The organism is Streptomyces sp. NPDC107454, from assembly GCF_055582885.1.
On the sequence record NZ_JBVJPA010000035.1, the window covers coordinates 36,438 to 50,355 of the forward strand.

Genomic DNA, 13,918 nt, shown 5'->3' on the forward strand with positions numbered 1-13,918 from the left:
ACGGGCGAGTGCGCAGCGCGGACCGGCGAGCGGTGATCAGGAGGCAACGCCGCTCATCCGGCGCTGCAGCTCCCACAGGGTCCGGAACAGACCGGGCTCCTGGGTGAGTTGGGCGTAGGTGCCCTCCTGGACGATCCGCCCTTCATCCAGGACCACGATCCGGTCGGCGACAGCCACATTGGTCAGACGGTGCGTGATCAGCAGGATGGCGCGGTCCTTGGCCAGTTCGCGCAGGCCGGCGAAGATCCGGTGCTCTGCGCGGGCGTCGAGGGCGGCCGTGGGTTCATCCATCACCAGCAGCGCCGCCTGCCGGTGGAACGCGCGAGTGAGGACCAGGCGCTGCCACTGCCCGCCGGAGAGCTGCTGTCCGCCGAACCACTCACTGGTCAGGAGGGTATTCAGGCCGGAGCGGAGGCCCGGCAGCATCTCCGCGGTGCCGGACGCCTCGCATGCGGCGAGCAGAGCCGCGTCACTGGTGTCGCCCTGCCCGAACGTGATGTTGTCACGCATCGTCAGCGGCAGGTACGTGAACTTCTGCGGCACCAGCGCGACGTGCTCCCACGACCCCCACGGGTCCAGGTCCGCGGTGGAGGCGTGGTCCCAGGCCACGTCGCCCTCGGTGGGCAGCAGCAGCCCGCACAGCAGGCGCGAGAGGGTTGTCTTGCCGGAGCCGTTCTCCCCGACCAGCGCCACGATCTCCCCGCGCCGCACGTGCAGGGAGACGTTGCTCAAGCTGTCCTTCGGGGCGCCGTCGTAGCGGTAGGTGACGTCGCGGACCTCGAAACGCTCCGGGGGCACGGCCACGGGCGCGGTGCCGCGGGAGTCGGTCATGGCCTGGCCGTGGGCGTTGTCGAGGAAGTTCTGCCAGTCCTGCACGTACCAGCCGGTGCGCACCAGGCGGGCCCCGCCGTTGATGATGCCGCGCACCGAGCCGGTGGCGGTCTGGAGAGCGAAGACGGCGCCGCCGCCGGCCGCCAGGCTCATCCGCCCGGAGGCCAGGAGCCACAGCAGCGCCGCCCACACCGCGGTCGAGGCGATCCCGCCGGCCACGGCTCCGGCCAGTCCCATCCAGGCACCGGTGTTCACGGCTTTTCGTTCGGCCGCGTTGACCGAGGCGGCCAGCCGCCGGTACCGGCCGATCAGGAAGGGGCCGGCCAGGCAGGCGCGCATCTCCTCACTGGACTCCTGATAGGCCATGTGCCAGCGCAACTTGCCCAGCATCCGGCGCCGCCCGGAGGTCTCCAACCCGGCGAGGTAGAGCACGCGGGCGGAACGGACGTAGGCGGCGGCCTGCGGCAGGCACGCGAGGAAGAGAAGGGGAAGGAGCAGCGGGTGCAGGACGGTCAGAACGGCTGCGCCGGCCGTGAGCGTCGCGGTCGCCGCGAGCACATCCTGTGCCTCTTCCACGAGGTCGGGGGTGACCTGGGCGCCGCGGTCGGCGATGTCGTAGGCGTCGTTGTAGCCGGGCTTGTTGTTGGCGGCCAATTCCGCGCCGAGCGCGGCCTCGATCATCGTCAGCTCCGCTGCCCGGCCGAGCACCGGGCGCAGACGGCCGGTCAGCCAGACGACGATGATGCCCAGCAGGGCGCGCAGGCCGGCGGCGGCGGCGACCACGGCCAGCTGCGGGGCGGCGTCCCACAGCCGCTCGGTGATATCGCCCGAGGAGATCAGCGCGGTGATCGTGCCCGTGACGGCCAGGAGGCCGAGGGCCGCGAGGACGCCGGTCCCGATCTGGCACACCAGCAGGCCGATGGTCGCGCCGCGGTCCACGCGCCAGGCCATCTGCACCGAGCGCCGCACGAGTGAGGGAAGGCGCCGCGCCATGGTGCGGGAGGTCAGCAGGGAGCCGGCCTGGAGCCGTGACTCGTCGCGGTAGAGGTATTCCTCTTCTCGAACACCGGCCTCCTGCGGTTCGTTGTCCGGCGCGGTCCCCTTGGGCGGTTGTGGCGGCTGGTCCTGTGTAATGGCCGAGGTCATCGTTCCCCCTAGGACGGTCGCTGCGGCAGAGTCGTGAGGTCTAACGACACGGCTGCGATATCGAACACACGTCATTCGGTCGTGCTGGGGAGCCCGCTATTTCCTGCGTCAGGGAACCCCGCGGGCGCGGGATCCCTGGTCTGGCTTGGAGCGGCTGCGGGCAGGAAATGGCCGAAACGCCGACACCGCCAAACAGCGTGGGCAGTACGGCGGGGCATCCCGAGTCGTCCCCTCTTAGCTGGGATCTGGTTCGGCCTGCAGCAGCCTTTCCAGTTCTGTCTCGGCGTGACCGACCGCGCCCGTCAGAGCCTCCTGGTGGTGGGCGGACAGGACGCCGGATCCCAGTCCGGCCGTGGCGATCACCGCGTTGAGCGCCTCTGTCGCCCGGTAGTCCAGGGCGGACGCGGCGACGGGGTGGTGCAGCGCGTCTCGTGCGGCGTAGGCGTCGAGTCGGGCGACGCTGACGAGGGAGTCGAGTACGCGGGCGGCATGGCGTCCGGTGCGGTCCAGTTCCAGGGCTGACAGGCCCGTCCGGGTCTGGAAGGCGGCGGTCGGCGGATCGGGGTGGGCAAGGAGTTGGACGGCTGCATCAAGGGTGGGGTCGAGGTCGGGTTCAGGGACGGGGGCGTCTGCGGGTCGGCAGTGGGCGTGCAGGAGGAGGGCGATGGCTTTCTCCCAAGGCTCGGCGGGCCGGGTGGTGTCGATCAGGTCGCGGGCCTGCTGGTCCAGGCCCTGCTCCATCAGGGCCATGATCTTGATCTGGCGGCCGTCGAGGAGCCGGTTGCCGATGCCGCGGTGCTGGGCCATGGCGTCGGCGGCCTCGGTCCACCGCCCGATCTGGGCGAGGGCGCGGGCGCCGTCCACGAGCAGGGTGACGTACAGCTCCTGGCACACCGTGCGGTGGTCCTCGTCCGTGCCGGTCAGAGCAGACAGGTCGACGGTGCGGCCGTCGATGTCAGTCTTGTTCCGGTGCCGGGCAGCGTCGTTGAGGCAGTACAACAAGCCGTAGGCGAGTTCGCCGTGGCCGGCGCGAGTCTGCAACCGAGAGAGGTTGACGAGCGGCATCAGCGACATGACGGCGACCCGTCCGCTGAGGCGTCCGGCGTTGGCGAAGACCTGGTGCTGTCGCCAGCACAGATCCTCGGCCAGGTCGGGCAGGCCGACGTCGGAGGCGATGAGCGCGGCGTAGTTGAGGACCCCGCAGGTGCGGGCCACCAGGTCATGGTGGCCCGCACCTGCGGGCGCGACGGTCAGCCCGGTGAGATGGTTGATGCGCTCCTCCAAGGGGAGCGCGGGCGACTTGGTGCGGCGGACCAGGGGGATGCGGCTGGCTATCGCGGGAATCATCGGCTCAGCCCTTGCGCGCCCAGTCGACGACGAGACGGCTGTAGGGCTTGTCGACGACGAAGCGCGGGTCGTCCGCCGTCAGCCGGTCACGCGAGTCCGCGACGGCCATCCGGAAGCCCGGTTCGGGGGCGTCGTTGCCGCCGGTCGAGTCCCATGCGCGGATCTCGCTCACGACGCGCTCGGCGAGGTCGGCGCCGCCCTCGCCGTGGCCGATCACGCCGACCTCCCAGTACCGGCCCTTCTCGTCCTCGCCCTCGCGGATGGTCAGGTACGCGAGCGACCCGTCGTCGAGGGCGGCCATGGACCCCCAGCCGAAGTGCGGAGTGAACTCGGGGCGCTGGCCCGGCAGCCGGGACAGGCCGTTGGGCAGCACGCAGGCCAGGTACAGGTACAGCCACTCCCACGCCGAGCCCTGCCGGAACTTCACCCCGGTGTAGAGCTTGGTCTGCTGCTGGTCGAGGACGGTACGCAGCGCGTCGCGGTCGACGTCCTGCTCGCTGAACGTCTCCAGGCGCACGTTGCCCTCGCCGGCCATCGGCACGAGGGTGTACAGGTCGTCGCAGACGCCCTTGCGCAGCGGGATGAAGGTGGCCATCTCGCAGGAGACGGTCTTCCACGTGTCGCCGTCGCGTTCGAAGGCGAAGCTCCGGGAGATGCTGCCGCGGATGCGCATCGGCAGGACCATGCGTCCGCCGGGGGCGAGCTGGTCGAGGATCTTCCCGGGGACGTCGCCGGCGCCGACGGTGAAAATGATCCGGTCGTAGGGGGCGTGCTCGGGCAGCCCGGCCGCGCCGTCGGCCATCACCGCGGTGGCGTTGTCGACGCCCGCCCCGGCGAGGTGCTGGCTCGCGCCGGCGACGAGGTCCTGGTCGACGTCGAGAGTCCACACCTGCCCGCCGGGGGAGACGATCTTGCCGAGGAGGGCGGCGTTGTAGCCGGTTGCGGCGCCGGCTTCCAGGACCTTGTGGCCGGGCTGGGCGCCGAGCTGTTCGAGCTGGGTGGCAACGATGGACGGCGCGGAGATGCAGGAGATCATCTCCCCGTGCTCGTCGTGCTTGATCGGGACCGCGTCCTCCTTGTACGCGCTCTCCAGGTCGACGCCGGGCAGGAAGGCGTGCCGGTCGGTGGTGCGGAAGGCGTCGATGGCCGCCTGGCTGCGCAGGTGGCCGCTGTCGACGAGCCGCTGGGCGAGGGCTTCGCGCAGCTGGTTGGGGTCGGTTACGGGTGTCACGGTGGTCTCCATCCGAGGGAGGCTAGGGTCCGCGGATGCGGACTTGCGGGTAGACACGTCAGCTCCTTCTCCGGTGGAGAAGGCGACGTGACGGCCGAGCCACGCGGTGGCGGCCTGCGCGTCGGCAGGCACGCCCGCGCGGTTGAACGCGAAGATCGCGTGATGGGCGATGACGCTCCGGATTCCGCGTATCAGTCGGCCGTCGGCGACGAGCCGGCGCAGGCGGCGGCCGGCGTCCTCGAACGCGGCGACGCGCTCGCCCCAGCCCGCCTCCGCGTCGGGGCGCCGGGCGGCGTCCGCGTTCATCAGCCGCCGCATCGCGGAGACGGCTTGCTCCAGCGCGGTCCCCCGGGGCGGGGTGACGGTGGGCCGCAGGGCGGCCCACCGGGCGTACACGTCTCCGGCTTCGAACGGGTCCAGCCCGGCCTCGCGGATCATGGCGGACAGCAGCATCACGCTGCGCTCGCGGGCGCCGGGGGTGCCAGTCTCGGCGAGCGCGGCCGGGCTGTCGGCGCAGAACACGTCGTGCGCGACCTCCATGCCCTCGGGGCCGCCGAAGGCATGGGTCTCCGGCTGGTAGATCCCGCCCGTCCAGCCGGTGATCACGCGGTCGGCGACGAGCTGGTCCAGCAGGCCGGTGGCGGGCTGTTCGGTGCGCAGGCGCACGCCGGCGTCCTTGCGCAGGAAGTGGAAGCGGCGCCCGGCCAGCGCGGTCGCCAGGGCCCGGGCGGCGTCCGTGTGCGGGTCGGGGAAGGCCACGGAGGCGTGCCACCAGGACATGTCCGGAGGGATCGGCAGGTTCTCGTCGTCGAAGGTCATGGGCAGAAAACTCCTTGCGAGGTGGCGGGGAGAAGAAGGTCAGGCGAGCAGGAGGACGCGGGTCCAGCCGGTGGTGTCGGTGGCGTTCAGGGCGAGTTGGGCTCCGGCGCGGCCTTCCATGAACCCGGGTTTGGGCAGGTGCTCCCAGTCGGCGGCCAGCCGTCGGTGCAGGTCCTGGATGATCGGGGTGAAGCGTGCGGGTGCGGGGCTGTCGGCGGCGACCGCGCGGGTGAGGGTCAGCAGCCCGGCCCAGCCGTGGCAGAGAGTCGAGTCGGTGATGCGGGCGAGCCGCAGCGGGTCGGTCAGGATGGTCTCGACGGTGTCCTCGGCCGCTCGGCGCTGTGCGGGGTCGCCGAGGGCGAGCGCGGCGAGCTGCTGGGCGCGGGCGATGCCGGGCTGGCCGTAGCACCAGGACTGGCGGGCCGGTTCCGCCTCGGGTGGCTGGTCGGCGTCCAGGTGTGCTGCAGTGGACCAGTAGTGGGCGCCGTGCCGGTCGAGCCAGGTCGCGAACGTGCCGACGGCTTCCTCCTGGCCGGGGACGCTGACTCCGGCGCGCAGGGCGAGGGAGAGCACGGCCAGGGGCCCCGCGATGCCGTGGGCCATGCCGTTGTTGCTGTGCCCGCCGGCCATCTCCTTCCCGTCCGGGCCGACCGCCGACCACCACCCGGGCAGCATCCGGCCTTCACCACGGGCGGGGTGGGCGAGCGCGACGAGGCAGGCGAGCACGTAGGGCAGCCGGGGCGCGATCGGGCGGCGGGACAGCAGCAGGGCGGCGAGTCCGGTCAGGCCGCGGATGAGGTCCCATTCGGCGAGGTGGGGCAGCGCGCCGGCCGCCTGACGGCGGCGGGCGGCGGCGAGCCGGGCGTCCACGACGCGGTCGACGGCCGCGCGGACGTCGTCGCCGGCCCCGTGGGCGCGGGCCAGGACGAGCTCCAGGGCGGGTGCGCCGTGGAAGAGGCTGGCGTTGCTTCCGGTGCTCACCCCTCGGATGGTGGCCTGGGCGAGGTGGCGGCGGGCGGTGGACAGGTCCCGGCGCTCGATGTCGAGCAGGGCCATCCCCAGGGCGCCCTCGGACAGGTCCTGCGTACGGGGCACGGTCGTCGTGGTCATGAGCGCCTGGCCAGGGGGACGACGATGCTGTGGGCCCGGCCGCCGATCCACCCGTCGGCGTCCGGCGGGGGCGCGTCGTGCAGGGTGGCGATGCTGAAGGGGCTGGCGTCCAGGTGCGCGCGCAGGAGGTCCAGGTCGACGTCGCGGGTGAGGTCGAGGGGCAGCTGCTGGTCGTCCTCGGCGAGCAGGACCCGCTCCGGCACCCGGAACCGGGCACGCCAGGCGTGGAGTTGGTCCGCCCACTGCTGGAGTGGGGCGGTGCGCGCGGGCAGCGTGCGGCCGCGGATCTTCCACCGGGCGGCGGTGAGGATGGTGCGCCGGTAGGTGAGGGCCGGGGTGAAGGGCAGGGTCCAGGCGGCGCCCCAGTCGAACCAGGTCACCTGCGGTGTGGTGGCCCGGCTGATCTCGCCGAGGAAGCGGGCCATCGGCGGGGTGTAGTTGTTCCACAGGAAGTTGATGGCGGTGGGGGCCAGCAGCTCCAGCTGCTTGCCCGTCGCGGACTCCACCAGCTGGGGGCGGCCATCGGCGACGGTGACCGACAGGTCGCGGGGGAAGAGGACGTGCGGTTCGGGGCGGCGGAATTCGCCGACGCTGACGATCCGGGGCAGGGCCTGGGGCGCGCGGGTGAGCAGGTCGGCCGGCACGCGTCCGGCGTGGAAGGAGAGCTGCGCGAGTTCCGCCTCCGGATCGACGGTGGGCAGGTTCGCGTACGCCTCCTCGGCGCCGGGGAACAGGTGCCAGAACCGACCGGTCATCGAGCCGGCCGAGCGGGAGACAGTGAGCACGCGCAGCCGGAAGTCGCCCCGGTCCAGGGCCGGAACAGAGGTGGCGTGGACCTGCGCGGCCAGTTCGAAGTGAGGCGCCAGGCCGTGGGGCTTGTCGCCGGTCGCTGCTTCCAGGTGCTCGATCATCGCCCCGGTCACCGCGACGGTGCGGCTGCCTTCGGCGGCGGCGGTGCCGGCCAGCTCCAGCAGCAGGCGGTCACGCCGGGACATCTGCCGGGGCGGTTCGCTCGCCGTGACGAAGCCTGCAGGGAAGCCCACGCCCCGGTCAGGGTCCGTCACCGCTTCCACCGGCACCGCGGTGTTCTCGCCGTAGCGCTCGGAGAACTGCTCGATCCACCGCCGCCAGGTCGGTGTCCCGGTCGGATGGGTGACCAGGCGGGCCAGGACGGTCGCGGCGGTCTCCACTTCGGTCAGCACCTGCTCGGGCAGCCGCACGTCGGAGTCCAACCGCAGGTCGCACGCGGTCCGCAGGCCGGCTGCCTGAGCGCGCGCCGCGGGCGGTAAGACGTCGGTGGGGTCGGCGACGGTGGCGGGCGCGCGCAGCGAGGAGCGCAGCAGCCGCACCCGCAGCAGATCACCGAGCAGCCGGTCGCGCGCGGTGCCGCTCACGGCGGGGAACTCCGCGGCCAGCTTGTCGGACAACTGGCGGTACCCGATCGGCGATCGGGCCACGTCGAGTACGAGACGCAGCGCGGGGCTGAGGGCGAGGCGGAACTCGGCGTCGCCCTCGGAGGGCACGTGGATGTGCTGGCCGCGCTGACAGATCAGGGTGTTGACGCAGACCTCGGCGTCGGCCATGCGCGCAGGGTCGCTCTCCCAGGTGCTGAGCATCTCCTCGAGTCCGACCGGCTCGGGGCGGGCCACGGCCTGGTGCTCGTCGCCGATGCGGACGGACGTGACCTGGGCGAAGCCGAGCGGGGCGACGCCGGCGAACAGGCCGTAGGGGGTGGAGCGGCGGGCGTAGCGGATCGCGTAGCGGGCGGTGGCCAGCGCCGCCCGGCGCATCCGGCGCACCTTCGGTGTGCGGCCGTCGATGATGGCCTGCACCTGGTCCGCCAGGTGAGGGCTCGCCTGCGACACGGTCCGGCGGAAGCCGGTGTCGGACCACACCGTGCTCAGCCACGCGCGCCACTCGTCCACGGGCACTATGGCCACCGGCCAGGGCGGCATGGCGGGCTCGGTCGTGTACACCGCGGCGCGCAGCATGGCCTGCCCCGCGGCCTCGTACAGGCTGGGCCGGTGCCGTGTCATCAGGGCTCTCCTCATCTTCTGCGTGGCGGGCGGGGCGGGCCGGACGGGGAGAGCCCCGTCCGGCCCGCGTTGCCGGGGTGGCCCGGCTTACGAGGTGGTGCAGGCACTGGGGCAGGAGCTGCCGCAGGTGTCGCCCGTGCTGCACATCAGGACCGTCTCGGTCGCCGGCGTGCCCTCGATGAAGGTGATGTCGAGCCCGAACGGGTCGGTCTCGTCGGTGGTTGCCAGGTCCGACTGCACGGGGGCGGTCGGCCTCTCCGTCTGCACGGCGGTCATGCTTGCCTCCTTGTGGCGATGGGTGGTGCGGGATCCCGGGACCCGGTCGGGGCCCGGAGCTTGGTGCCAGACGCTGGCGGGCGAAGGCGTCGCCTGGTCCAGGACGTCTGGGAGTCGATGGGACCCGTGCCGTCAGGCTGCTACGGGCTGCGCTTCCTGGTGGGCCTTCGCGGCCTGGTTCAGGACCTTGGTGAAGTGCTCGGCGCGTTCGTCGCCCTCGGCCTCCTGGGCGCGGAGGTCTCCGAAACGGGCCCAGTAGCGTCGGCAGACGTCGCTGTTCATGAGCATCGAGGCGTAGAAGGGCAGTTGTCCGTCGCGGACGAAGCCCAGGCGGTCGCGCAGGCTGAGGGTGCAGATCTGCTGGTTGGCATGGAGCAGCTGCATGTACTCCTCGACGTCCATGTCCTCGGGCGCCCAGAGCTTGGCGAGGTCGGCGTTGGTGGACATCTGCGCCAGCCAGTCGAGCTGGTTGCGGGCGACGACCGCCTCGTTGCGCTCGGCCTGGTGCCGCGCGTCCTGCCTGAGCCGGACGGCTCCGACCACGGCGGTGGTGAGGGAGACGGCAGTACCGGCAGCGAGGACGGCGGTGGTGAGCTTCATCTGTCAACGACCCTTTCGCGGAGCGGAGTTGCGGCCGAGAGGCCGACTGGTGGAGAACCTGGGGTTCCGCTGCTTCACGCGGCCCCCGCGAGGACGACGGTCGGGGCTTCATCGGCAGAGCCATGCGTGGTGTACCGGCGGCGCACCGCCTTCAGAGCGACAGCGATCGGCGGCAGACCCACGGTGGCCCTGCGTGCGTCGACTGACTCCGGCGCGCGCAGCGGGCACAGTTCGATGCCGTCGGCGCGCAGCAGGAGCTGGGTGCCGTACTCCTGGTCGCGCCCGCTGGTGATGAGCGCGCGGTCGTGAAGGTGCGCCCAGTGCTGGACCAGCGCGTCGCCGGCCTGGACCGCACGTCCCAGCAGGGTGGTGGCGGCGCGCTGGAAGTCGGGTTCGTCGTCGCTGTGCAGGGCGATGCTCCACGCGGCACGGGCCGCGTCGGGGCCGACGAGGCGGTGCCCGGGCCAGTCGTGGTCGGCCAGGATGCGGCGCAGCACCTTGGTGTTGGCGTGGTCGGTGTGCCGGCCCTGTCCGAGTTGGACGGCGTCGAGCTGGTCGCGCACGCGCTTGGCCCAATGCGCGGCCGATTCCGTGGCGCGGGCGATCAGCTCGCGGGCGAGGTCGGGCCGCTGCGGTTCGTCGGTTGTCACGCGTTGCTCCGATCATCCGGGGCCGGCTGAGGCGTGTGGACCTGGCAGCTGATCAGCGCGCGGAGCCCGGGGCGGTGCTCGGCGGGGAGTTCGAGGCGGGCGACTCGATCGCCGTCGCGTCCGGGGCCGGATCCGCACACGTCCCAGCCAGTGTCCGTGAGCCGACGCAGAAGGGCAGCGAGGGGTTCGGCTTCGAGGGCGTGGCGGGCCAGGGTCTCGGCCCGTACGACATGGAGGTCGACTCGGGCGGCGAAGTCGGACGCCCACAGGGTGATCAGGCGGGTGATGTCGTCGGACTGGCCGGGCAGGGTGTGGACGCTTTGGAGGAAGAGGCACGGACCCTGGCCCCATCCGAGGTCGGGGTCGTGCTCGGGGATCACGCAGGCCAGCAGCCTCCCGTACTCGAACAGCTCGGCGGGCATGGTCTGCGCCTCGCGGAACTGCGCGGGGATGTCGGCTCGGGCTGGTACGGGCAGGCCGTGCAGGGTGAGCCAGCGCTGGCGGTCCTGGACGAGGGCGGCGGCTTCCTCGCGCTCGGCCGCGGTGCTCAGCATGCGCATCTCGTAGATGGCGGCCGGCGGCGCCTGCGTGAACGGGACGGGGGCGGAGCGGTCCTCGCTGGCCGTGGGGGTCGTGGGGCGGGTCACTGGGTTGCCCCGCTTCGCGTCGCGTGGGCGGCTTGCTCGGCCGGCAGTAGCTGCCAGCTGTGCGCCAGGACCACCAGTTCGGTGGTGTCCTGTGCGCCCGTGTCGGCGAGGAGCTGGTCGAGCGCGGCGCGCAGGTCGGCCGGGGCGATCTTGGCGGCGACGGCGATGTCGCGGGTATCGCTGTGCTCAGCGACGGCTCGAAGCAGCAGCAGCTGCTTCGAGCTGAGCTCCGGCGTCGGCCTGTCGGTCGTGGGAGGGGCCACCCGCTGGGCGGTGAACAGTCGGTGCACGATCACCGGGGGCTTGCAGCGGGGCGGGCAGTGGAGGCTCTCGCGGATGTCGCGGATGTACTGGCGGACGGTGACCGCCGACAGTCCTGTCTCCGTGGCGATCTCTTGGGGTGTAAGGCCGTTCGCGAGGTGTTGGGCGACGCGCTGCAGGGTCGGTGTCAGGGGGGTGATCGGTGCGCTGGTCGTCACGGGCGGGGTCACGATGTCTCTTTCTCGGCTGGAATGGACGGTCACCGGGATGGGTGCCACCGGTCCCCGCGGGGGACGGGGCCCGGCGGCACGGGCCCGTGCGCGGCGGTCTGGTTTCACGGGGTGCCGCGCACGGGGGCTCATGCGGCGGTCGGGCCGGGGCGTGCCCAGGCAGCTTCGGCGGCGAGGCGCTCGGACCACTGGATGTGGTCCTCATCGAAGGCGGCGTCGGCCAGGCGTATGCGCTGGACCTCGCCGGTTCCGGCGGGCGGGTAGGTGTGCTGGATGTCGCGCCACAGGCGTTGGAGGACGTAGTCGCGGTCGAGGGCGTGGGCGCCGTGCAGTTCCATGGCGTCCTGGGCGGACTGCACGGCCCACTGGTGGCCGAGGTACTTGGCGTTGATCAGGTCGGCGTCGCAGGGCAGGCCCTGGTCGAGGAGATGCACGGACTGGTAGGCGAGTATCCGGCCGGCGCGCAGGCGGGCCTCCATGCCGCCGATGCGGTCCCGCAGTACGGGCAGGTCGGACAGGGTGCCCCGGTAGCGGGGACGGGTCTTGAGACGAGCAGCGGTGGTGGCCACGATCGCTTCGTGAATGCCGAGGCTGACGGCGGCCAGATTGGGACGGCCGTACAGGATGCTGCTGCTCTGGGCCACGCTCAGCCCTCGGCCGATCTCTCCGACCACGTGGTCTTCGGGGACGCGGACGTGGTCGAGATCGAGGCGGCCGGCGGAGAAGCCGTGCAGACCGAGGCCCGGGCGGTGGTCGGAGACGGCGAGCCCGGGGCGGTTGGCTTCGACCATGAACGCGGTCAGTGCCTGGGAGGCGCTCACGCCTGCCTCGGCGGTTCGGGCTACGACGAGGTGGGCTCCCGCGAGGTGGCTGTTGCCGATATGGATCTTGCTGCCGGTGATCACCCACTCGCTGCCGGCGCGTTCGGCGGTGGTTTCGATGCCGCCGATGTGTCCGCCGGCCTGCGGTTCGGTCACGGCGATCGACAACAGCAGGGAACCGTCCGCGACGCGGGGCAGCCAGCGTCCCTTCTGTTCGTAGGTGGCGAAGTGCAACAGGGCGCCGACGGGGATCAAGGTGGCCTGCAGGATGGCCGCGGCAGCTGCCGAGACGCAGGCGATGCGGTGGACCAGGATGGTCTTGGCCACGTGTCCGGCACTCAGCCCGCCGAAGGCGGACGGGACGGTGACGGCGAACCAGCCCCGTGCGGCCATCAGGTCGGCGACCTTGCGCTCTACCCTGCCCGGAGCGGCCTCCATACGCGCGGCGCGCGGCGCGACGTGCTCGGCCGCGAAGGCGTCGGCCTCGTCCCACAGCAGTTCGTGGCGGGCGGTGAGGTAGGGGCGCAGCGCCGGTGGCGGTGTGGTGGGTGTGGCGGACATGGTCTCCCTCTCCCTGGGTGAAGGTCGCGACGTGGAGCGGCCGGGGATCGCCTACGGCTCCCGGGTGGGGGGTGTGGAACGGCCTAGCGGACGGGGGCGCGGGCGATGTGGTCCATCACCTGGGTGCCGGCGTTGATGACGATGTCTCTGAGGCGTCGCGCCTCGCTCAGGGGCCTCTTCTCGGGGTCGATGACGCACACCGTGCCCAGCACGGTGCCGCTGTCGTGGATGAGCGGGGCGCCGAAGTAGGAATGGATCCCGACCGCGTCGACCACGTGGTTGCCGCTGAAGCGCGGGCTGGCGTGCACGTCGTGCAGCGGGAGGGCCTTCTTGCGGGCCATGACCTCCGGGCACCAGCCGTGGTCGCGGCTCATGGTTCGGCCGACGATGACGTACCCGCTGTCCGCGGGCGGCTGGTGCAGTCCGACGAAGGTCTGCTCCTCCAGGAACAGATTGACGAACCCGTACAGGAACCCGGCCTGCGTGGCCATGTCGCGGGCCATCTCGTCGAAGTCGTTGCTGGCAGCGGTAGGCATGCCCAGGCGCTCGATCAGCTCGTACCGCCGCGCGAGTTCGGTCGTCCGCTGGGCCTGCGGACCGGTGACGGCGGCGGCAGGGACGGACGGCCCAGGGGCGAGGTCCCGCATGTTGCGGCGCGGTAGTGCCTGCGTGGGCGGGGTCTGCGGTCCGAGGTAGGGGTTGGTGGGCTGGTATGTCATCAGGCGTCCTGGAGGGTGGTAGTGGGTGTGGGGCGGACGGGGCCTGCCGCTGCGTTTCTCACGGCGTGGCCGACGAGGGTCAGCAAGACGCCGGCGACGTGGTTCGGGTCGCGGGCGTCGCAGGTGACTACCGGTACAGAGGCGGGTAGTTCGAGGGCGGTACGGACCTGTTCGGGGTGGTAGCGGTGTGCTCCGTCGAACTGGTTCACGGCGACGACGAAGGGCAGGCCGATGTCTTCGAAGAAGCTGACGGGGGTGAAGCTGCTTTCCAGGCGGCGGGTATCGACCAGGACGACCGCGCCGACGGCTCCGCGGGAGAGGTCGTACCAGAGGTCGACGAACCGGTCCTGGCCGGGCGTGCCGAACAGGAACAGTTCCAGGGGTACGGGCGCGTCGGGCAGGCTGAGGCGACCGAAGTCGAAGGCGACCGTGGTGGTCTGCTTGGCCTCGACGCCTTCCAGGCTGTCCACGTCCGCGCTCGCTTCGGTCAGGTACTCCTCCGTGCTCAGCGGCGTGATCTCGCTGACCGCGCCCACGGCGGTGGTCTTGCCCGCGCCGAAGCCCCCGGCGATCACGATCTTCAGCACGGTAGGTGCACCGGCATCCAGGCGCGCCGGAGTCCGCAGCACCACG

At 72.0% G+C, this 13,918-nt stretch carries 13 protein-coding genes; all 13 read right to left on the minus strand.

The annotated features are described in order from the left end of the window. Positions 1-36: 36 nt before the first annotated feature. The 13 genes from ACZ69M_RS49245 to ACZ69M_RS49305 all read right to left on the minus strand — a co-directional run bounded on the left by ACZ69M_RS49245 (position 37) and on the right by ACZ69M_RS49305 (position 13,872). On the minus strand, positions 37-1,977 hold the full coding sequence (locus tag ACZ69M_RS49245; protein ID WP_470060240.1) for an ATP-binding cassette domain-containing protein: 1,941 nt from the start codon (positions 1,975-1,977) through the stop codon (positions 37-39). A gap of 234 nt (positions 1,978-2,211) precedes the next feature. Continuing rightward, positions 2,212-3,324: a hypothetical protein gene (locus ACZ69M_RS49250; protein WP_470060241.1), complete on the minus strand. Its 1,113-nt coding sequence runs from the start codon at positions 3,322-3,324 to the stop codon at positions 2,212-2,214. A 4-nt stretch (positions 3,325-3,328) separates the two neighbouring features. Further along, positions 3,329-5,374, minus strand: coding sequence for a methyltransferase, FxLD system (fxlM, locus tag ACZ69M_RS49255; RefSeq protein ID WP_470060242.1), 2,046 nt, complete (start codon positions 5,372-5,374; stop codon positions 3,329-3,331). Between the two features lie 39 nt (positions 5,375-5,413). After that, the gene (locus tag ACZ69M_RS49260) at positions 5,414-6,484 is read right to left on the minus strand and encodes a lanthionine synthetase LanC family protein (RefSeq protein WP_470060243.1); all 1,071 of its coding nucleotides are present in this window, start codon (positions 6,482-6,484) and stop codon (positions 5,414-5,416) included. Beyond that, on the minus strand, positions 6,481-8,520 hold the full coding sequence (locus ACZ69M_RS49265; RefSeq protein WP_470060244.1) for a lantibiotic dehydratase family protein: 2,040 nt from the start codon (positions 8,518-8,520) through the stop codon (positions 6,481-6,483). The genes ACZ69M_RS49260 and ACZ69M_RS49265 overlap by 4 nt, the downstream gene beginning before the upstream one ends. A gap of 87 nt (positions 8,521-8,607) precedes the next feature. Beyond that, positions 8,608-8,796 (minus strand): FxLD family lanthipeptide, encoded by a 189-nt coding sequence (locus tag ACZ69M_RS49270; protein ID WP_057608338.1) that lies wholly within the window; start codon positions 8,794-8,796, stop codon positions 8,608-8,610. A gap of 132 nt (positions 8,797-8,928) precedes the next feature. Beyond that, a complete protein-coding gene (locus ACZ69M_RS49275) occupies positions 8,929-9,396 on the minus strand; it encodes a DUF6082 family protein (RefSeq protein WP_470060245.1) in 468 nt (155 codons plus the stop codon). Positions 9,397-9,470: 74 nt separating this feature from the next. Next, positions 9,471-10,046 carry a DUF6624 domain-containing protein gene (locus ACZ69M_RS49280; RefSeq protein WP_470060246.1) on the minus strand — a complete coding sequence of 192 codons (576 nt, stop codon included), beginning with the start codon at positions 10,044-10,046 and terminating at the stop codon, positions 9,471-9,473. Next, complete coding sequence (locus ACZ69M_RS49285; RefSeq protein WP_470060258.1) at positions 10,043-10,615, minus strand: hypothetical protein; 573 nt, start codon at positions 10,613-10,615, stop codon at positions 10,043-10,045. The genes ACZ69M_RS49280 and ACZ69M_RS49285 overlap by 4 nt, the downstream gene beginning before the upstream one ends. A gap of 74 nt (positions 10,616-10,689) precedes the next feature. Next, on the minus strand, positions 10,690-11,184 hold the full coding sequence (locus ACZ69M_RS49290; RefSeq protein ID WP_470060247.1) for a LuxR C-terminal-related transcriptional regulator: 495 nt from the start codon (positions 11,182-11,184) through the stop codon (positions 10,690-10,692). A 128-nt stretch (positions 11,185-11,312) separates the two neighbouring features. Further along, complete coding sequence (locus tag ACZ69M_RS49295; protein WP_143609763.1) at positions 11,313-12,566, minus strand: acyl-CoA dehydrogenase family protein; 1,254 nt, start codon at positions 12,564-12,566, stop codon at positions 11,313-11,315. Positions 12,567-12,649: 83 nt separating this feature from the next. Continuing rightward, entirely contained in the window at positions 12,650-13,285 is a 636-nt protein-coding gene (locus tag ACZ69M_RS49300; protein ID WP_470060248.1) for a GAF domain-containing protein, read from the minus strand. Next, positions 13,285-13,872: a GTP-binding protein gene (locus ACZ69M_RS49305; RefSeq protein WP_470060249.1), complete on the minus strand. Its 588-nt coding sequence runs from the start codon at positions 13,870-13,872 to the stop codon at positions 13,285-13,287. The genes ACZ69M_RS49300 and ACZ69M_RS49305 overlap by 1 nt, the downstream gene beginning before the upstream one ends. Between the last annotated feature and the right edge of the window lie 46 nt (positions 13,873-13,918).